Source organism: Faecalibacterium sp. AF28-13AC, assembly GCF_003478405.1.
Taxonomy (GTDB): Bacteria; Bacillota; Clostridia; order Oscillospirales; family Ruminococcaceae; genus Faecalibacterium; species Faecalibacterium prausnitzii_E.
On sequence record NZ_QUFG01000001.1, the window covers coordinates 433,225 to 452,167 of the forward strand.

Below are 18,943 nucleotides of genomic sequence, written 5' to 3' on the forward strand. Positions count from 1 at the left end.
CTTGCGCCTTCGAAGGTGCGCGGGCGGCAGCTGCCCCACAAAGGGGGGGGAGCCGTTACGCCAGCGTGAACGTCAGGGTGTATTCGATCTCGTGCGGGGTGCTCATGGCCACGGTGTCGGCCGTGACGGAGAGGGGCGTGCCCAGCGCGGCAACGGGGATCACAAAGGTGGAGTTGCCCTCGGTGTTGGTGGGCAGATACTTCTCGCCGTCCACGATCATGTAGTCGTAGTTGGGGCTGCTCCAGACGATGGTGGCGGTCATCTTGCCGTCGGCCACGGTCAGCGCGGCGGGGCTGTCCACCGTGGCGCGGCCGGAACCGCCTTCCAGCACGACATTCACATTGTACGCGCCGTCTGCGGGCATCTCAGCAGCCGCTTCCGCCTTGGGCTCCGCATTGCGGATGCTGACGGTGTGGTCGTACCACTTGCCCTTGGTGCCCAGAAGAGCCAGCTGGAAGTCCTCGTCCACGGCGGCGACGGGGATGTCGTAGCCGTAGACCTCTTCGGAGGTGCCGTCGGAGTAGGTGACGGTGTCGGTGGTGGGCAGCAGCCAGTCGGCTTTGTTGGCGTCGGCGTCTGCGGCCATGCCGACATACAGGTTGACGATCTTCTTGGAAGCGAGGCTGACGTGGAAGGTCATCGTGCCGTTTTCGACCGTCAGGGTGCCCTTGCCGTCGCAGGCTTCGTTCGCGTGGAACATGCCGCTGTCGGTGTCAAATTCGGCGGTATAGACGCCGTCCGGCAGAGCGGCGGCAGCGGTCTCGGATGCAGCAGCAGAGGAGGCCACGGACGAAGCGGCCTCCGAGCCTGCGGCAGAGCTTGCAGTGGAAGAGGCCGCCCCGCAGCCGGTCAGGGCAGCAGCCAGCAGCAGGGAAGCGACGGACAGGGAAAGAAACTGTTTGCAGTGCATAGATCAAAATACCTCGCGATCAAATTTGAGCGGGCAGAGAACTGCCCATGGGGGAGGGTGCCTCCTCATGCGGGGGCATCCTCCATAAAAAATGCCCGAAAAGATCACTCCCTTCGGGCATTGGGGCACACGATATCAGCCGTTCAGGGACTCGATCGCAGCTTTGGTGTGTGCGATGTAGAGCTGCTGGATGTCGGAGATCTCGCCCAGACCGGCGATCTGGGTATCCACTTCCTCAAATGCACCGGAAGCCTTGAACTCGCTCAGCCAGGAGTCATCGTCCGCACCGGCCATGTCGTTGTTGGCATGGTCACCGGCAACGACCATCAGCGGGCGCAGAACGACCTTGGTGTAACCGGCAGCCTTGACGGCCTCGATGACGTTCTCGCAGGCGGTCTCCTCCGGCTCGCCCTCGACGGTGCCGATGAAGACATTGTCATAGCCGAGGGTCTGCATGGTGGTCTGCATCTGGCTGTAGCTGATCTTTGCGGTGTGCGAGGTGCCGTGGCCCATGAAGACGAATGCGGTCTTCTCGGCAGCGGCGGCATCCAGGCTGTCGAAACCGGCATCCTTCACGGCAGCAGCGGTGATGGCCTTGGCGACGGCTTCCTTGTCGGAGTTGATGACGGCGGCGTCTGCGCCGACCTCACCCAGCAGGGGCTCGGCCACGGCGACGGACTCGAACTTGTCGCGGTAGCTGTCGATCATCTCCATCATCTCGTCGTACTCGGCACCGTGCATCAGGTGGGTGGGCTGGACGACCAGATTCTTCACGCCGTTGGCCACAGCGCGGTCCATGGCCTGCTGCATGTTGTCGATCTTCTCACCGTCGCGGGCCTGGACATGGTTGATGATGATCTGAGCGGTGAAGGCGCGGCGGACAGACCAGTCCGGATAAGCTGCCTGCAGAGCATCCTCGATGCCCTTGATGTCGGCGGCGCGGCTGGCGTTGAAGGAGGTGCCGAAGCTGACGACCAGCAGCTCGTTCTCGCCGATGTCGTCCGCGTTGCGGGGGTCATCCTTGGAGGCATCGCCGGTGTCGCGGCCAAAGTAGTCGGGGTCGGCCTCTTCGCCTTCCACCAGCTCCTTCTGGGCGTCGGTCAGGGCGTCCCAGGCGGCCTTGGCGGCAGCGCACTGGGCGTCCGTGTCATCGGTGTGCTCCTGCACGTAGATGGCGTCGATCAGGTCTGCGACATTCTGTGCGGCCAATTCGTCGGCCTCCTCGCTCGAAACTTCGCTGCTGGCAGCGGCAGAGCCTGCCGTGCTGGAGGCAGCGGTGGAACTTGCGGCCCCGCCGCAGCCGGTCAGAACACCGGCGCAGAGTGCCAAGGCGGTCAGGGCGGCCGCCGTCTTGTGGAGAGTGCGTTTTCTCATGTGTGAGCTTCCTTTCCTGTTTGAAACATTGCGGCGCTGAACAGAAGGGCACAGGAAAGAGGACCCGAACAACGAAAAAGGGTCTTTTTGCTTGCGGGACGGCAAAACAAAAAGACCCCTTACAGTGGTTCGGGCTTTTTGGTACAACCAATTCCTCGTGATCTGGGGCAGATGCCCCTGTACCAACAGCGGGCAGGTTTCCTGACTGAAAGTTCAACGCCTGCTGCCGCCTTCCCAGACCGGACGGTTCAGTGGCCGGTGCCCAAAGCACCCGGACAGTAGACTCCCTTATCACAGTGACGAGATCGTGCGGGATCTGCACCCGCTTCCCTTTTAACGTTCCTGCCGCTGCCCGGAGGCATGGGCGGAACGCACCTGCTGTTTTCTATTCAGTTCGAGGAAAAGTATAGCACACACCGGGGGAAAAGGCAAGAAAAAAGAAACCCGGCAAACAGGGCCGGGCCGACAAAAAACGCCCCCGGAGCGCGGCGGGCGCATTCCGGGGGGCTGGGGGTCATGATTGGTTCCCGTTGGCTTGCAGGCGTCGGCAGGCATCCTCTTTCACAAGCTCGATGACCACCGCCGTCAGCGGGATGAAGAAGATGATGCCGAGGATGCCGAAGAGGTTGCCGCCGATCATGGCGGCGATCAGGGTGTAGAGCGGCGAAAGCCCGACGGACTTGCCCACGACACGGGGGTAGATGAACTGGTTCTCGATGAACTGCACCGCGAGGTAAACGATGAGGCAGCGCACCGCCAGCATCGGGTCCACCAGCAGAACAAGGAACACGCTGACCACACAGGAGATGAGGGCACCCACATAGGGGATGATGGCACAGATGGCGGTCAGCATCCCCACCAGACTGCCGTAGGGGAGCTGGAAAACGGAGAATGCAAAGGCCATGAGAACGCCGAGGATTACCGCCTCGCTGCACTGGCCGGTCAGGAAATTGGCGAAGGACTGCCGGAACAGTCGACAGAACCGGAGCAGCCCGGCGGCGTGGCGGGGCTTCAGATACGCGCACACCAGCGTATGGGCCTGTCGGCCAAGGCTCTCCGTCCCAAGCGACAGATAGACGGAGATGATGAGGGCGAAGGAGGCCGTCACGATGACGTTCACCGTGGCGGATACGGCACCCACCGCATTGACCAGCACCTTGTCGATGCTGTCGGCGGCTTTGTGGAGCAGCTGCTCCCAGTTGATGCCCTCCAGCCAGTGCATCAGCCAGCCCATGTCGGCGTCCTGTGCGCTGAGGTAGGCGGTCCAGCGGGGGATGTTCGACTCGATCTGCAGATAAAGGCTGTGGAACGATTTGACCAGTTCCGGCACCAGCAGGGTCAGCGCAAGCACCAGCACCAGCACGATGCCGACCAGCGTGATGAAAAAGCTGAGGAGATGAAGGGTCTTGTCCGGCGGCTGCTTTTTGGCCTTGCGGAACAGCTGCTTCAGCCGCTTTTCCAGCCCGGTCATGGGCACGTTGATGAAAAGTGCCAGGATGCCGCCCGCCAGAATGGGCAGCACCAGATCCACAAGACGCGCCGCAAAGGCGAGCACATCCGAAAACCGCAGCAGTGCAACAAAAAGTGTTACCCCCACAACGGTGACGAGCAGAGAGCGTTTGGTGTTCGAATCCATGATGAAGTTCCTTTCCCGGAGTGTACGGCCGCAAGCTGGAATGAGGCCGCCGCAGAGCCTTTGTTGTATTGTACCAGATGCGCCGGGCTTGTCAAGACGGCGGGAAAGGGGAGCGCGCATCTGATAAGATCTTGCGCAGCTCCTGCACCAGGTCGCCGACTATGATCGGCTTGGACAAAAAGCCGTTCATGCCGCTTGCCAGTGCGTTGCGGCGGTCTTCGTCAAAGGCGTTGGCCGTCATGGCGAGGATGGGGATCCCGGCCAGCGCCGGGTCCTCCAAAGCGCGGATCTGCCGGGTGGCGGTGTAGCCGTCCATGACCGGCATCTGCACATCCATCAGCACCAGATCGTAGCGGCCCGGTGCGCTGGTGCGGACTTTTTCCACCGCCACCGCGCCGTTTTCGGCCGTATCGACCTGGAAGCCGTACTCGCGCAGAATTTCCAGCGCGATCTCGCGGTTCAGCTCGTTGTCCTCCACCAGCAGGATGGTGCGGCCCTTGAAGCTTTCCTCTTTTTCGGGCAGAAGCTCCTGCGCGGCGTCCGTCCGTTTCTGGCCGAGGGCGCTCATCAAGGTCTCGCGCAGGTCGGAGAGGAACATGGGCTTGGAGCAGAACGCCGTCACACCGGCGGCCTTTGCCTCCACCTCGATGTCAGACCAGTCGTAGGCGGTCAGGATGATGATGGGGGTGTCGTCGTTCAGGCTGCGGATCTGGCGGGTGACTTCGATGCCGTTCATATCCGGCAGACGCCAGTCGATGATGTAGGCATGGTAGGCATCGCTCATCTCGATGGACTGCCGTGCGCGCAGCACGGCCTCCTTGCCGGAGAGGGTCCACTCCGAGCGCATTCCCACCTTGACCAGCATCTTGGTCACACTGTCGCAGGTGTTGAAATCGTCGTCCACCACCAGCGCCTTCAGGCCCTCCAGCTCGGTGATCTTTTCCACCGGGCGGTGTTCCGCCTGCGCGCGCAGCGGCACACGGATGATGAACTCGGTGCCCTTGCCCTGCTCTGTCTGCACCTCGATGGTGCCGCCCATCATATCCACGATGTTTTTGGTGATGGCCATGCCAAGGCCGGTGCCCTGGATCTTGCTGACCGTGGAGGTGCGCTCCCGCTCAAAGGGTTCAAAGATCCTTTGGGCAAACTCCTGGCTCATGCCGATGCCGTTGTCCTTGATGCGGAACTCATACTGCCCGCAGCCGTGCATCGGACCCGCAAGCTGCCGCACCCGCACCGAGACCATGCCGCCCGCCGGGGTGAACTTGATGGCGTTGGACAGCAGGTTCAGCAGCACCTGGTTCAGCCGGGTCTTGTCGCAGTAGACGTCCTCGTCGGTCACATCCATGGCGTCCATATACAGATCCAGCTGCTTTGCGTGGATCTGCCCGCTGACGATGGTCTTCAGGTCGTGCAGCACATCCGAGAGGTTGACCTCGGTCTCTTCCAGATGGATCTTTCCGCTTTCGATGCGGCTCATATCCAGCACATCGTTGATGAGGGAGAGCAGGTGGTTGCTGGAAGCGAGGGTCTTGGTGAGGTAATCCTTCACCCGCTCCTTGTCGTCGATGTTGCTGACCGCCAGTGTGGTGAAGCCGATGATGGCATTCATGGGGGTGCGGATATCGTGGGACATATTGGAAAGGAAGGTGCTCTTGGCGCGGTTGGCGGTCTCGGCGGCCGCAACGGCCTCCGAGAGGGCCTGGTTCGCCTGTTTGTCGGCCGTGCGGTCCGACAGCACCAGGATGTACTTCATTCGGCCCTCTACCTCGCTGCCCATGGCGATGTTATGGAACCAGCGGCGCTCCCTGGTCTCTTGATGCTCATACTCAAGATCCCATTCGCGCTGCTGCCCGCTGAGAAGCCCTTCCAGAACGTTTTTGCCGTGCGCCGGGGAGCCTTTCGGGAGCAGCTTGTCCAGTACAAAGACATCCTGGCGGACTTCTTTCCACGGGATGCCCAGCAGGCGCTCGATGTTCGGGCTGACGTAATCCACCTTGGAGGTCTCTGCGTCCAGCATCAGGAACACGTCGTCCACGTTCAGCGAGAGCTTCTGGAACAGCTCGTCCCGGTAGGAGATCTCGGTATCCTTCCGGCGCAGGGTGGTGCGGTTCCGATGCAGGATGAGCAGGATGATGGCGGCGGCAAGACCGGCGGCGATGCCCGTTACGATCTGCACCGTGTGGAACCACAGCTTGTCCAGACTGGCATTGACGATGTTGACCGGCACAAGCCCCAGCATCGTCCAGCTCTGCACCGCCGTGCCCTCGTAGATCAGATAATAACGGGTGTCGCCCAGCGTTACCTTCCGGTTTCCGCTGCGGCCCTGCGCAAAATCATCCGAAAGCGTAAGGATCTCCTCCTCGGAAAGGTCGGAATAGTCGCGCAGCATCGCAATGAAGTTGTAGATCGTTTTCTCGCGGTTTACGGAATTGTCGATGACGACCCGTCCATCCGGGTAGATCACATAGTTGCTGGCGTTGCCCTGAAACGCAGAGTTGTCCAGCAGCTTCAGCACCGCATCATTATAATAAGAGATGGCAACGGCATCGTAGGCAAAGCCCCGGTAGCTGCCCTGTGTTTCGGGACAGATGAACACAAGCATCTGTGCCTTGCCGGGCAGTGCTGCGTTCATCACGATATCCTCGCCATCGGCGAGCTTTTCGTCCAGATTGGTCTGCAAGCCAAGGTAGCCTGTTTCCCCGTTCACGGTCATGTAGTTGCCGTCATAGGAAAGGAAGTAGAAGCCGACAAATCCGATGTCCTGCTGCGCTTTCTCGATATACGCCTGAATGGCGTCCGCGTCCGAGGTGCTTTCCAGAAAGCAGTTGTACAGGTGCAGATAGCTCACGTTCTTGCGCACCATCTCTTTCAGCATATTGTTGGATTTGTGCAGCACTTCTTCCAGATGCGAGGTGCTTTCCTGATAGATGGTCTGCGACACGAACGAGAGATACTGAATGCCGAAACGGACTGCCAGCAGGACCAGAAGAAGGATGGCAGCAGCAGAGAGCAATTTTTGCCGGAAATGGCTGTTTCGGTTGGGTTCGTGCTTTTCGTCTGGCATTCTGTTCACCTCAGTGTCATGTAGTGTTCCGGCTCTGCAAGCACCACGCCGCCGCCGGAGAGAGCCTCGCGCCATGTATATTTTACCCATGTATCTTCGCCCGCAGACCTGCCGCATTCGTCCGCAAGCAGCGCTGCCATCTGGCTGGCCGTGGCCAGGCAGGTCACGGTCACGGTGTCGTCATCCCGCAGCGGCTGGCCGTTCCGGGTGATGCCGGTCAGGGTATAGCTGCCGTCTGCCTCTTTTACCTCCACGGCAATGCCGCTGACCACCGGCAGAGAACCACGGTTAAAGGGCACAAAGCCGCCCTCGCAGCCTTCCACAAAGGCACGGACTGTCTCCTTCAGTTCCGCGCCGGTCATGGTGCGCTGGCGGGACATCAGACCGTTGGGCATGATCATAGAAGCCGCCATCTTTTCGGTATAGTCAGCCTGCAGCACGCTGCCGGTAAAGCTGTTTGCGGCGGCGAGCAGCACATCGGTGCCGTAAAGGCCGCGCAGGGTGTTCGCCATGACGGAGAAGGAGGCAGTGCCGCCGTCTTTGTGGAACACGTTGGAATAGCGTTTCTCAGAGGTCAGCACGACCTCGTCCGCAGCAGGCTCCTCGTCCGCAAGAAGCTGGGCATCGAACGCCTGATAGGCCTGTTTTGCCGTGTACTCGCCCGCGATCATTTTAGAGACCACATCCTGGGAGATGGCAAAGAAATCGTTGGAGGCGATGCGGATGTACATGTGGTTTTCTTCCACCACAGAGCGGGTGTCCTTCATGGCATCGGTCAGGCGCAGGGGGACGTCCTGGCTGTAGCTCAGAACGTCCTGCCCTTCCGAGACGATCCGGTTCTGTGCCTCCTCGGAGAGCATGACGTCCAGCACCTTCATGGCTTTTTCGCGGCGGGCTGTGTCCTGCTCCAGGTCGCGGTTCAGCGCCACCTGGAAATAGGGAGTGGTCATGATCCACTGTTCGCCGTTCTGGCTGAAGAAGGGCAGGAAGGTGGTGTCGATGCCCTCATCCTGGAACATCTTCACGCCGGCAGAACTGCCAAAGTACATGGCGACCTCCCCGTTCCGGAACAGGTCCATCACGTCATCGTAAGTCTGCGCAAGGTCGTCCGCCGTAAGGCGGGTATCCTGGATGAACTGTGCCATCCGCTCGAAGGCACCCGGCCAGACGGTATCGTCCAGCCCGACCCGCGTGGTGTTGGCGGGGTCGCTGTATGCGGTGCGCCACTTGCGCCCGTCCACCGTGGTCAGCTCGGCAGCAGAAAGCCCCTGCAGCGTTTCCATGCAGGTGTAATCGTAGGCGTAATCGGCGGTAAAGCCGCGGATGCCCACCTTCTCAAATGCCTGACAGGCCGAAACGAAGCTCGCGTAATCGGTGGGCAGCGGGATGTCGTACTGCGCAAACAGGCTGCGGTTGACCACGAAGCCGTGGGCGTCGGCGCACACCGGCAGCCAGTTCACGCTGCCGTCTTCATTTTTGAAGCTGTTGAGGTAGGTGTTGTAGACGGCACCCGCCTCGTTGGTGGTGGAAAGATCCATCAGGCTGTCCTTCAGGGGCGCTGCATCGTGCAGTGAGAAGCGGCAGCAGGTGATGATATCCGGCAGACCGCCGTTCTGCTGCAAAAATTTGTAAAAATCCAGATCGTTGTTGCCGACGATGAACTCAATGTTCACGTCCGGCAGCTGAGCCTGGATGTAGGAGGCGTAGGTGTCGTACAGGCTGGTGGTCCACAGATACACCTGAATGGTCTCGGCGTCTTCCTGTGCTTCCACCGGCTCGGTGTCCGCTGCGCCGCAGCCGGTCAGCAGGGCAAACAGGCTGCGCAGTGTGTTCTTCTTCATTTTTTATGTTCCTCTTCCTCACGGCCCGCTGCCAGCCGCCGCAGTGCAGCGGGCTGGCCCGGACCTCTTGCATGATGATACAGCCCACCCCACGGGAATGACGCCGCCCCCTGCGTGCGGCCTGCCCGGCACTCTGGCAAAAAGCCGTTCGAGAGCCGGAAAAAAGGCGCAGCACGATCGAGATATAAGACCATTCTACCACCCCGACAACGGCATTGCAAGGAATCTGAACGTGTTTTTGGGAGAAAGCGATGAAAAATGGTGCCCTTTGCGGAAATTGCTGGACCTTTGTTGCAATCTGCCCGAAAAATGGGGGAGCGCGGGGCACCGGAGGAATGTCAACCCGATTGAAAAAATGGCTTGAACGGGTGACTGGACAGCGGTATACTATAATCGTTATGGTATGCCCTCTGGCGAGGCTGGAACGTACGGCAGATTCAAATATATGCGAGGATGAAAATGAAGTTCAACAACCGACTTACGGATGAGATCTATACATCCGATACGGAAAAATTGGGAGAGAACGTGCTTCAGGCGATGCAGAACACGATCCATCAGAATGGCGGCATCGGGACCGTGACCGGGTACTATGATGCGGGCCTGCCGATCCTGTCGGTCAGCGAACTGCTGCTGCATAATCTGAACCACAGCTATGCGTCCCTGATGGAGCAAACGAAGGGTTCGCTGAAGAACCTGTTTTATGGGGAAAACGTCAGCTTCCTCGAACCGGAGCGCTTTCGTCAGATCCAGGGCGCAGGGGAGGGCCAGATCCTCACAGCCGATGGAACACCGGTCTTCGTGCGTCTTTATAAGGAAGATACCGTGGACGCGGACGGCAGGCCGCTCTGGGTGCTGTCGGTGCAGGTGAATTGGGCGTATGAAGACCTTGCGCTGGTCAATGAGTCCATCCACTCGGCACCGTGGAGCATTGAATGCGATGAAAAGGGCAGGATCGCCCGTGCGATCTGGAGCCATGCCTTCCGGCAGATCCTGGGGTATCATGACGCTCTGGATTTCCCGGATCAGCTGGATGCGTGGTCGGAGCTTCTGCACCCGGAGGACAAAGACCGGGTGATGACGCTGCTTTTTGAAACGGCGGCCGACAAGACCAACACCACAAAGTTCAGCGTGGAGTACCGGCTGAGGCTGAAAAACGGCCAATACCAGTGGTTCCGGGCCTCGGCGGAAGTGATCCGCCGTCTGGATGGCACGGCCAGCCGCATCGCCGGCATCATCTGCAACATTGAGGAAGAAAAGCAAAGCCGGATGCAGGCGCAGCGGGCGGAAGCGTTCCACCGCGCGTTCACCAGCGCGAACCTCTGCGAATATTATGTGGATCTGGAACAGAACACCTTCGATACCTTCAAGGTGGAGGACTCCCTGATGACGGCCTTTGAGCAGAGCCAGACATGGGACGAGCTGGTCAAATTCTTTGTGGACAACTATGTGGTCGAACAGGACAAACAGAAGGTCACGGAGTTCTACGACCGCGCCTACATCACCGAAAAATTGAAGGGGCTTGAGACCGAGCTGTGCCAGGAATGCCGCATCTTCCTGAACGGCGAAAAGCGGTGGGTCCGCAACGTGGTCATGCGCGGCGAGATCGGGGACTCGAACTATGCGATGATCTTTTTGCGGGACATCACAGAGAGCAAAGCCGAGACGGCGCGGCGGATGCAGATGGCCTCGGCCAACGCATCCATGGAGCTGCTGATCCAGAGCATGGTGCGCCTGCTGGACCGCTTCGTCGTCTGCGATCTGGAAAATGACCGCTATCAGTTCTATAACCTGCAGGGTGAAAGGATCTATGCGCCGACCGGGACCTACCATGGTTTTGTGGAGCAGGTCGTTGCAAAGTATAAGACACTGGAATCGCTGGACGCATTGGATGCGCTCATCTCGCCGGAAAATATCCGCAGGAATTTGCAGGGCGAGAACGACATCTACAAATTTGAATACTGCTCACTGGACGAAAACACGTATAAGATCGCGTCTTTCATCCCGCTGGAGTGGGACGGCACGAAGCTGGTCAAAGTTCTGCTGGCGTCGATGGATGTGTCGCAGGAGAAAAAGGCCGAGATCGAATCCCACAAGGCGCTGAAGGAAGCGTACCGCGCGGCCGAGAACGCAAGCCGCGCCAAGACGGATTTCCTCTCCAATATGTCCCACGACATCCGGACGCCGATGAACGCCATCGTGGGCCTGACGGCCATTGCGGGGGCCAACATCGAAAATCAGGACAAAGTCGTCGAATGCCTTGGCAAGATCACCAAGTCGAGCCGCCATCTGCTGGGCCTGATCAACGAAGTGCTGGACATGGCCCGGATCGAGAGCGGGCGGATGAGCCTTGCCGAGGAGGATTTCAGCCTGCCGGAGCTGGTCGATAACCTGCTCACCCTCACAAATCCGGCGATCGACGAGCACCACCATCAGCTCGAAGTCCACGTGGAGCACATCGAGCACGAGGCCGTCTGCGGCGACAGCCTGCGCATCCAGCAGGTCTTTGTGAACCTGATGAGCAACGCCATCAAGTACACCCCGGATGGAGGAAACATCACCTTCACGATCAAGGAAAAACCGAATGGTTTCTCTGAGCTGGGCTGCTATGAATTTTCCATTGCGGACAACGGCATCGGCATGACGCCGGAATTTCAGAAGATCATGTTCGAGCCGTTCAGCCGGGCGGACGATCACCGGACGACCAAGGTGCAGGGCACCGGTCTGGGCATGGCCATCACCCGGAACATCGTCAACCTGATGAATGGCGACATTCAGGTCGAAAGCGCCCCCAACAAGGGCACGAAGATCACGGTCACGGTCTATCTGAAATTGCAGAAAGACGAGAAAGAGCAGGAAAAAGAGCTGTTCGATCTGCCGGTTCTGGTCGTGGACGACGACAAGACCAGCTGCGAAAGCACCGTCGAGACCCTGCGGGAGATCGGCATCGCAGGCGAATGGGTCCTGACCGGTAAGGAAGCTGTGGAGCGCTGCTATGCGCGTCATGAGACCAACAGTGACTATTTTGCGGTGATCCTGGACTGGAAGATGCCGGAGATGGACGGCATCGAAACGGCCAGAAGGATTCGGGAATGCGTCGGGCAAGACGTCACGATCATCATCCTGACCTCCTTCGAGTTCAGCGAGATCGAGGAAGAAGCCAGAGCGGCGGGCGTGGATGCGTTTATGGCAAAACCGCTGTTCCGCTCCCGCCTGACGGCGACCCTGCGGCAGTTCACCTCCGGCAAGAAAGAGAAAGACGCCCGGAATTATCTGGAAGACTTTGCAAAAACGGACTACACGGGCAAGCGGCTCCTGCTGGTGGAAGACAACGACCTGAACCGCGAGATCGCGACCGAGATCCTGGGCATGACAGGCGTGACGGTCGAAACGGCCGAAAACGGAAAGATCGCCGTCGAAAAGGTCGCGGCGGCCCCGGAAAACTGGTACAGACTCGTCCTGATGGACATCCAGATGCCGGTCATGAACGGCTACGAAGCAACGGCAGCGATCCGTTCTCTTCCCGGCAGTCGGGGCAAAGTGCCCATCATCGCCATGACGGCGAATGCCTTCGCCGAGGACGTGCAGCTGGCCAAGAACACCGGCATGAACGAACATATCGCCAAACCGCTGGACCTGAATAAGCTGAACGACGTGCTGAAACAGTGGCTGTAAGAGCCGCCGAAAAAGAACAATGGAAAAGGGCTGGACCGAACGACGCCATCTACCGCACCACCGAGGACATGCTGAAACAGTTCAGCTATCTGCCCAAAGAAAAGGCGTATCCACCCCACGCGGCACCTACCCGCCCAGCACCCCGGCGGTATGGTCGTCGTGCCCTCGGCGACCTGCCGGAGAGCAGCCAGGTGAGCTTTTTCTAAAAATGCTTGACACCATATGTGACACCATGTATAATGGGAACAGGGGGATTCGGAATGTCAAAATGGGATAAGCTGCTTGCGCGCATCTGTGCCTTATCGAAGGACCTGCGGTTCGACGAACTGCGAAAAGTGCTGGAAAGCTATGGCTACGAGATGACAGCCCCCAGAAGCGGGAGCAGCCACTACACCTTCCGGAAAGCAGGCTGTATGCCCATTACGATCCCAAAACATGAACCCATCAAGAAAGTTTACGTGGAAATGGTACGGCAGATCGTGGAGAGTGAGGCGAAGAACGATGAAGACGCTGAATGAGTATTTGAAGATGCCTTACCGGATGGAGTTGGTGGAGGACCCGGATGAGGGGGGATTTGTTGTCTCTTATCCGGACTTGCCGGGCTGCATTACCTGCGGCGAAACGGTCGAACGCGCGATCGCAAATGCACAGGACGCAAAAAAAGCATGGCTGGAAGCAGCGCTGGAAGAGGGAATCGAGATCCATGAGCCGGATAGCCTGGAGGAATATTCCGGGCAGTTCAAACTGCGGCTTCCGCGCAGTCTGCATCGCTCGCTTGCCGAGCATTCGCAGCGGGAGGGAATCAGTATGAATCAATACTGCGTTTACCTCCTTGCGAAAAATGATGCGATGTACGTGAAATAGAGGTTCCAAGAACCGCAAAGCCCCCTGCATCCGGGATGGATGCAGGGGGCTTGTTCTGTGTCTTACAAGTGCAGGAGTGAAAATTACTCCACGCTGATCATATAATAATAAACGGGCTGACCGCCGCGGATGTGGCTGACCTCAACGTGGTTGGGGCACTTTGCCTTGACGATCTCGGTGACCTTTTCGGCATCCTCGTCGGAGACATCGCAGCCGGAGATGATGGTGACAAAGCTGGAGTCCTTCTTGCACATGCTGCGGGCCAGGCGGTAGGTGGCCTTGGTCAGGTCATTGGAGGTGGCCACGATCTTGCCGTTCTCCAGAGCCATGATCTCGCCCTTCCGGATGCGCTTGCCGTCGAACTCGCTGTCGCGGGCGGCGTAGGTGATGAGGCCGGTGGAGACCTTGTCGGCCGCAGCCATCATGTTGATGGTGTTGGTCTCAACATTGGCAGAGGGGTCAAAGTTCAGCAGTGCCGTGATGCCCATGGGCACGGTGCGGGTGGGCAGAACGACGACCTGACGGTCGGCCAGCTTCTGGGCCTGCTCGGCAGCCATGATGATGTTCTTGTTGTTGGGCAGAACGAAGACGGTCTTGGCCGGGACGCTCTGGATGGCGGCGAGGATGTCCTCGGTGGCGGGGTTCATGGTCTGACCGCCGGAGACGACAGCGTCGGCAGCCAGGTCGGTGAAGACGGCCTTCAGGCCCTCGCCCGCAGCAACTGCCACAAAGCCGTAATCACGGCTGGGATCCACAGCAGCGTAGATGAACTCGGAGGTTGGGTCGGGCTTCTTTTCGGCAGAAGCCTGCTTTTCCAGGCTCTTGCCCTGCTTCTGGCGGGCCAGGAACTGCTCGTGCATGTTCTCGATCTTGAAGTTGGTCAGGTAGCCATACTTGATGGCCTCGCTCAGGATCTTGCCGGGGTCGGCGGTATGGACGTGCAGGTTGATGACGTCATCGTCCTCGATGCAGACGACGCTGTCGCCGTTGGACTCTGCGAAAGCGCGCATCTTGGCGGCGCTGGCACCCTCGTTCTTGTTGATGAGGAACTGGGTGCAGTAGCCGTTCTTGATGTCTTCGACCTTCATCAGGTCATCGGTGAAGACGCCGCGGCCGGCGTTCTCGGTGGAGAGCTTGGCCTTGTTGGGGACAGCCTCGCCGCCTGCGACGATGGGCTCACCGTGGAAGACCTTGCCCATGCCCTCGAAGATGACCATGATGCCCTGGCCGCCGGCATCCACGACGCCGGCCTTCTTCAGGACGGGCAGCAGGTTGGGGGTGTCCTCCAGTGCTTTCTGACCGGCGGCGAGCACTACGTCCCACAGAGCGGGGACTTCGCTGGCACCGCAGGCAGCTGCTTCTTCGGAGGCCACGCGGGCCACGGTCAGGATGGTGCCCTCGGTGGGCTTCATGACAGCCTTGTAAGCGCCCTCGACGCCCTTCTTCAGAGCCTCAACGAGGTCGTCTGCACCGGCTTCCTTCTTGCCTTCCAGCGCCTTGGAGAAGCCGCGGAACAGCAGGCTGGTGATGACGCCGGAGTTGCCGCGCGCACCGCGCAGCATGGCGGAGGCAGCGGTCTTGGCGGCCTCGCCGACGGTGCAGCTGTCGTCCAGAGCTTCCAGCTCACGGACGGCTGCGCCCACGGTCATGCCCATGTTGGTGCCGGTGTCGCCGTCCGGGACGGGGAAGACATTCAGCTCGTCCACGCGGGAGCGCTGGTTGTTGATGTTGTTTGCGCCGGAAATAATCGCGTCGCGCAGGATCTTACCAGAAATCATTTGAATTTTCTCCTTATTCTCTTGTCCGATCAGGCGATCACGTCGTCCACGGAGACGATCACGCGGGCGACCTTGAGGCCGGTGGCCTGCTCCACCTCGTCCTTGACGCGGTGCGAGATGCTGCGCGCAGCGGTCGAAATGTTGAGCCCATAGCTGACGGCGATGTGCAGCTCGATCACGAGACGGCCCTCTTCCTGGGTGACGCGGACGCCCTTTGCAGAAAAATCAGCGCCGTGTACCATGCTCCGCACCTTGTCGGTCAGATCGCGGGGGGTCATTGCGGCCACACCGTAGCATTGTTTGGTTGCTTCGCCCACGAGCGTCGAAAAATACTCGGCGGAGAAGCTGACATCTCCCAGCGGGAAACGGGAAGTGATCATAGTCGCTCTGCTCCTTTTATCAGATTGTTTGGTTTGGCCCGGCGAACCGGGAAAGGAATCTTACACGCTTATTATACCTCTTTACCGGCCCGGTGTACAGCGGAAAATTGCAACTCCTGTGCCGGATATGCCCCATTGCACCCGATTTCGAGCGCCGCAGTGGGTATCCTGAGAACAGGGCCGCAGTGCCAGAGGCCCCGGTGGGCAGTTCCTTTCTGTTTAGTATAGCACAAAATGCGCCAGCGTGCATGGTTTTTCCGCATGTTTTGAAAAAGAGCGAAAAATGACTGTGAATAAAATCTAAAAAGTATGATTATTCCCTTTAACTTGCTGTGAAAAAGTGCTAAAATCAAATCAGAGAGACGGGGCGCTGCGCCCACAACGGCAGAATTTGTTTTTCGATAGGAGAGCTGATGATGAACATTTTGTTTTTCCTTTCCCCCAAGCAGGACCTGATGTATGTCTACGATGACTTCACCCTGCGGCAGACCTTGGAAAAATGGGAGAACAACCGCTACGCATCCATTCCGGTGCTCAACCGCAAAGGCGAATATGTGGGCACCCTGACCGAGGGGGATATCCTCTGGGGGCTGAAAAAATACCATGGCCTGGACCTGGAAGCCGCCGAGGACGTGCCCATTTCCAGCTTTGCCCACAAGCGGGATTACAAAGCCGTGACCGTGAGCACCAGCATGGACCAGCTCATCGAAGCGGCCATGAACCAGAACTTTGTGCCGGTGGTGGACGACCGGGGCATGTTCATCGGCATCGTCCGGCGGCAGGCTATCATCCGGTATTGCTACGATAAGGCCCGCGCTGAGCAGCCCGCCGCAAAAACGGCCCGGCGGCGGGAAATGGCGTCAGCTGCGGCAAACTGAATCGTTTGTAAAATCCATGTAAAATCTGCGAAAAGAACTGTGCCAAAACCCGGCGAAACGCGCAAAAATGTATCAAAAACGCAAAAAACATGTAAAATAAGGCTTGTTGAAACAGGCCGCTCGATGCTATAATAAAAAGGACGGCGTTCAGGCGGAAAGAGCTCGGCGGCCGTCCTTTGTCTGTTCAAAAGAAAAAGGAAGAACATTTTTAGGAGTATCGAGATGGATATCACACACATCACCTCTCTGTTGGGCGGTATTGCGCTGTTCCTGTACGGCATGTCGATCATGGGCGCCGGCCTGGAGAAGCTGGCGGGCGGCAAGATGCAGGGCGTATTGCAAAAGCTGACCTCTTCCACCATCAAGGGCGTCATTTTCGGCACCCTCATCACCGGCGTCATCCAGTCGTCGGCGGGCACGGTCGTCATCTGTGTCGGCCTTGTCAACTCCGGGATCATGACCCTCACGCAGTCGGTAGGCGTGATCATGGGTGCGAACATTGGTACGACTGTCACCGGCCAGCTCATCCGCATGGCGGATATCTCCGGCGACAGCCTGTGGCTGACCCTGATGCAGCCCAAGACCTTCGCACCGGTGGTCGCGTTTATTGGCTGCATTTTTTATGTGTTCCTGCGCAACGCCAAGAAAAAGAACATCGGCCAGATCATGCTGGGCTTCGGCATCCTGTTCACCGGCATGAACCTGATGGATACCGGCGTTTCGCCCCTGCGGGAGAGCGCGGCGTTCCAGGACCTGTTCGTCAGCATGACCAACCCCATCCTCGGCGTTCTCGTGGGTGTGGTGGTCACGGTCATCATCCAGTCGTCCTCGGCATCGGTCGGTATCTTGCAGGCACTGTCCAGCACCGGCCTTGTTACCTTCGGCTCAGCCATCCCCATCATTCTGGGTGCCCACATCGGCACGGCCTTCACCCCGCTGCTGACCATCGGCGGCTCCTCCAAGGATGGCAAGCGCGCCGCGCTGATCCACCTTTATTTTAATATCATCGGCAGTGTGGTGCTGCTGGCGGCCATCTATGCGGTGCGCTACACCATCGGCATCCCTGTCTGGGGCGATGTGATGAACAAGAGCTCCATCGCAAACATCCACACCATGTCCAGCGTGGCGGCGATGCTCCTCTTCCTGCCGTTCAGCAGTGTGCTGTCGAAGCTGGCTGTCCTCACCGTGCCCGACAGCGCCGAGGAAGCGCAGGAGCTCAGTATGCCCGTGCTGGACGAGCGCCTGTTCAAGAGCCCGGCCGTTGCCCTGCAGCAGGCCAAGAACGCAGTGGTCAAGATGTCCCGCCGTGCTGCCCGCAACGTGAACCTGTCGGCTCCGCTGCTGCTCAAGATGGACGAAGACGTCGTGAGTGCGGTGAACGTCCGGGAGAACCTCATCGACCGGATGGAAGTCGAGATCTCCAACTACCTCATCAAGATGACCGACCAGGAGCTGGGCGACGACGAGAGCCATGCTGTGACCGAGCTGCTGAACTTCGTCACCGAGTACGAGCGCATCGGCGACTATGCCGTCAACATCATGGAAAAATCCGAGGAGCTTTATGAGAAGGAAGCGTCCTTCAGCGACCACGCAAAGGAGGAGCTCAAGCTCCTCACCGGCGCGATGGAGCGCGTGCTGGACCTGACGAACGACGCCTTTGAGAACAATGACGTCGCATTGGCCCGCCAGGTGGAGCCGCTGGAAGAGGTCATCGACATCATGGTCGAAAAGCTGCGCGACCAGCACATCAAGCGCCTGAAGAATGGCATCTGTTCCATCGACACCGGCGTCGTCTTCCTGGATGTGCTGAACAATGTGGAGCGCATCTCCGACCACTGCTCCAACATCGCAGCCCGTCTGATCGGCACGAACCAGGGCGACGACTACGACTCCCACACCCTGAAGAGCCTGATGCACCACAACCCCACCAAGGAATACTCGCTCCATTACGAACAGTGCTGCAAGGACTACCTTGTGCCGCTGGAAGCCATGGAAGCGTAATGCACCAATGACAACAGAGACCCTCCCCGGCGGGAGGGTCTCTGTCATTCTCCCAGGTCCTCCAGCACGGTCCGCAGCTCGGTCTCGCTGTAGACCGCAAGGCCCTGCTTGATGCGGAGGGCGTCGTTTTCGGGCAGAAGGTTGACGTAGATGCCGGTCTCCTCCAACCGGTCGGCGGGTTCCCCGTCGGCCCCGCAGGCATAGACCGTCAGCATCCCGCCCTCGTCGCAGAGGTAGTAGAGGGCTGTCCGCTCCGGCAGAGCCTGCGCCGCCAGACTCAGCGGCACCGAGTCCGGCGTTTCGTCCTGCGGGGCAGGGGAGGGCAGCGTCAGCCGGGGGAGGGCCATCCAGAACAGGCTGAACGCGATGGCGAAGGCGCAGAGCGCATAAAACAGGCAGAGAACAAGCTTGCGCACAGGGAAATCACTCCTTTGCAGGGAAAGTTTCAAACGGTAGTATGCGCAAAAAGAAAGTTTTCCAGACAGAAGAACAGAATTTTCACAGCAGAATGCTGTACTTTGCAGGGCAAAATGTGCTATACT

14 protein-coding genes and 1 riboswitch are annotated in these 18,943 nt (G+C 59.1%); of the genes, 6 read left to right on the plus strand and 8 right to left on the minus strand.

The genetic code is table 11. From position 1 onward, the window contains the following. Positions 1-55: 55 nt before the first annotated feature. From DWY95_RS02085 to DWY95_RS02105, 5 genes are all read right to left on the minus strand, one after another. Positions 56-910 carry an iron transporter gene (locus DWY95_RS02085; protein ID WP_118551912.1) on the minus strand — a complete coding sequence of 285 codons (855 nt, stop codon included), beginning with the start codon at positions 908-910 and terminating at the stop codon, positions 56-58. 135 nt (positions 911-1,045) lie between these two features. After that, a complete protein-coding gene (locus DWY95_RS02090) occupies positions 1,046-2,284 on the minus strand; it encodes a sirohydrochlorin cobaltochelatase (protein ID WP_118551914.1) in 1,239 nt (412 codons plus the stop codon). 173 nt (positions 2,285-2,457) lie between these two features. Further along, positions 2,458-2,678: riboswitch (cobalamin riboswitch) on the minus strand. Positions 2,679-2,798: 120 nt separating this feature from the next. Then, positions 2,799-3,920 (minus strand): AI-2E family transporter, encoded by a 1,122-nt coding sequence (locus tag DWY95_RS02095; RefSeq protein ID WP_097792518.1) that lies wholly within the window; start codon positions 3,918-3,920, stop codon positions 2,799-2,801. A 91-nt stretch (positions 3,921-4,011) separates the two neighbouring features. Beyond that, entirely contained in the window at positions 4,012-6,987 is a 2,976-nt protein-coding gene (locus DWY95_RS02100; RefSeq protein WP_118551916.1) for a response regulator, read from the minus strand. A 5-nt stretch (positions 6,988-6,992) separates the two neighbouring features. Next, complete coding sequence (locus DWY95_RS02105) at positions 6,993-8,828, minus strand: ABC transporter substrate-binding protein (RefSeq protein WP_118551918.1); 1,836 nt, start codon at positions 8,826-8,828, stop codon at positions 6,993-6,995. A 459-nt stretch (positions 8,829-9,287) separates the two neighbouring features. Here DWY95_RS02105 and DWY95_RS02110 point away from each other — a divergent pair, with 459 nt between their 5' ends. Genes DWY95_RS02110 through DWY95_RS02120 form a run of 4 tightly spaced genes read left to right on the plus strand, consistent with a single transcriptional unit; the run spans position 9,288 to position 13,364 of the window. After that, a complete protein-coding gene (locus tag DWY95_RS02110; RefSeq protein WP_118551920.1) occupies positions 9,288-12,500 on the plus strand; it encodes a response regulator in 3,213 nt (1,070 codons plus the stop codon). Beyond that, the gene (locus tag DWY95_RS16765; RefSeq protein ID WP_147365912.1) at positions 12,491-12,706 is read left to right on the plus strand and encodes a hypothetical protein; all 216 of its coding nucleotides are present in this window, start codon (positions 12,491-12,493) and stop codon (positions 12,704-12,706) included. The genes DWY95_RS02110 and DWY95_RS16765 overlap by 10 nt, the downstream gene beginning before the upstream one ends. Before the next feature lie 54 nt (positions 12,707-12,760). After that, the gene (locus tag DWY95_RS02115; protein ID WP_097792515.1) at positions 12,761-13,018 is read left to right on the plus strand and encodes a type II toxin-antitoxin system HicA family toxin; all 258 of its coding nucleotides are present in this window, start codon (positions 12,761-12,763) and stop codon (positions 13,016-13,018) included. Next, positions 13,002-13,364 carry a type II toxin-antitoxin system HicB family antitoxin gene (locus tag DWY95_RS02120; RefSeq protein ID WP_118551922.1) on the plus strand — a complete coding sequence of 121 codons (363 nt, stop codon included), beginning with the start codon at positions 13,002-13,004 and terminating at the stop codon, positions 13,362-13,364. The genes DWY95_RS02115 and DWY95_RS02120 overlap by 17 nt, the downstream gene beginning before the upstream one ends. A gap of 83 nt (positions 13,365-13,447) precedes the next feature. On the opposite strand, the gene DWY95_RS02125 is transcribed toward DWY95_RS02120, so the two are convergent. Then, on the minus strand, positions 13,448-15,142 hold the full coding sequence (locus DWY95_RS02125; RefSeq protein ID WP_118551924.1) for a DAK2 domain-containing protein: 1,695 nt from the start codon (positions 15,140-15,142) through the stop codon (positions 13,448-13,450). Between the two features lie 29 nt (positions 15,143-15,171). Continuing rightward, positions 15,172-15,522 (minus strand): Asp23/Gls24 family envelope stress response protein, encoded by a 351-nt coding sequence (locus DWY95_RS02130; RefSeq protein WP_055187762.1) that lies wholly within the window; start codon positions 15,520-15,522, stop codon positions 15,172-15,174. A gap of 416 nt (positions 15,523-15,938) precedes the next feature. Here DWY95_RS02130 and DWY95_RS02135 point away from each other — a divergent pair, with 416 nt between their 5' ends. Next, a complete protein-coding gene (locus DWY95_RS02135) occupies positions 15,939-16,400 on the plus strand; it encodes a CBS domain-containing protein (RefSeq protein ID WP_118551926.1) in 462 nt (153 codons plus the stop codon). Between the two features lie 222 nt (positions 16,401-16,622). Next, positions 16,623-18,401 (plus strand): Na/Pi cotransporter family protein, encoded by a 1,779-nt coding sequence (locus DWY95_RS02140; RefSeq protein WP_118551928.1) that lies wholly within the window; start codon positions 16,623-16,625, stop codon positions 18,399-18,401. A gap of 44 nt (positions 18,402-18,445) precedes the next feature. Here the strand turns inward: DWY95_RS02140 and DWY95_RS02145 are convergent, their stop codons facing one another. Next, complete coding sequence (locus tag DWY95_RS02145) at positions 18,446-18,817, minus strand: hypothetical protein (RefSeq protein WP_118551930.1); 372 nt, start codon at positions 18,815-18,817, stop codon at positions 18,446-18,448. Between the last annotated feature and the right edge of the window lie 126 nt (positions 18,818-18,943).

Bases quoted from the DNA above. Each gene is read 5' to 3' on its own strand.
- DWY95_RS02085 (WP_118551912.1), bottom strand. From the start codon at position 910: ATGCACTGCAAACAGTTTCTTTCCCTGTCCGTCGCTTCCCTGCTGCTG.
- DWY95_RS02090 (WP_118551914.1), bottom strand. From the start codon at position 2,284: ATGAGAAAACGCACTCTCCACAAGACGGCGGCCGCCCTGACCGCCTTG.
- DWY95_RS02095 (WP_097792518.1), bottom strand. From the start codon at position 3,920: ATGGATTCGAACACCAAACGCTCTCTGCTCGTCACCGTTGTGGGGGTA.
- DWY95_RS02100 (WP_118551916.1), bottom strand. From the start codon at position 6,987: ATGCCAGACGAAAAGCACGAACCCAACCGAAACAGCCATTTCCGGCAA.
- DWY95_RS02105 (WP_118551918.1), bottom strand. From the start codon at position 8,828: ATGAAGAAGAACACACTGCGCAGCCTGTTTGCCCTGCTGACCGGCTGC.
- DWY95_RS02110 (WP_118551920.1), top strand. From the start codon at position 9,288: ATGAAGTTCAACAACCGACTTACGGATGAGATCTATACATCCGATACG.
- DWY95_RS02115 (WP_097792515.1), top strand. From the start codon at position 12,761: ATGTCAAAATGGGATAAGCTGCTTGCGCGCATCTGTGCCTTATCGAAG.
- DWY95_RS02120 (WP_118551922.1), top strand. From the start codon at position 13,002: ATGAAGACGCTGAATGAGTATTTGAAGATGCCTTACCGGATGGAGTTG.
- DWY95_RS02125 (WP_118551924.1), bottom strand. From the start codon at position 15,142: ATGATTTCTGGTAAGATCCTGCGCGACGCGATTATTTCCGGCGCAAAC.
- DWY95_RS02130 (WP_055187762.1), bottom strand. From the start codon at position 15,522: ATGATCACTTCCCGTTTCCCGCTGGGAGATGTCAGCTTCTCCGCCGAG.
- DWY95_RS02135 (WP_118551926.1), top strand. From the start codon at position 15,939: ATGAACATTTTGTTTTTCCTTTCCCCCAAGCAGGACCTGATGTATGTC.
- DWY95_RS02140 (WP_118551928.1), top strand. From the start codon at position 16,623: ATGGATATCACACACATCACCTCTCTGTTGGGCGGTATTGCGCTGTTC.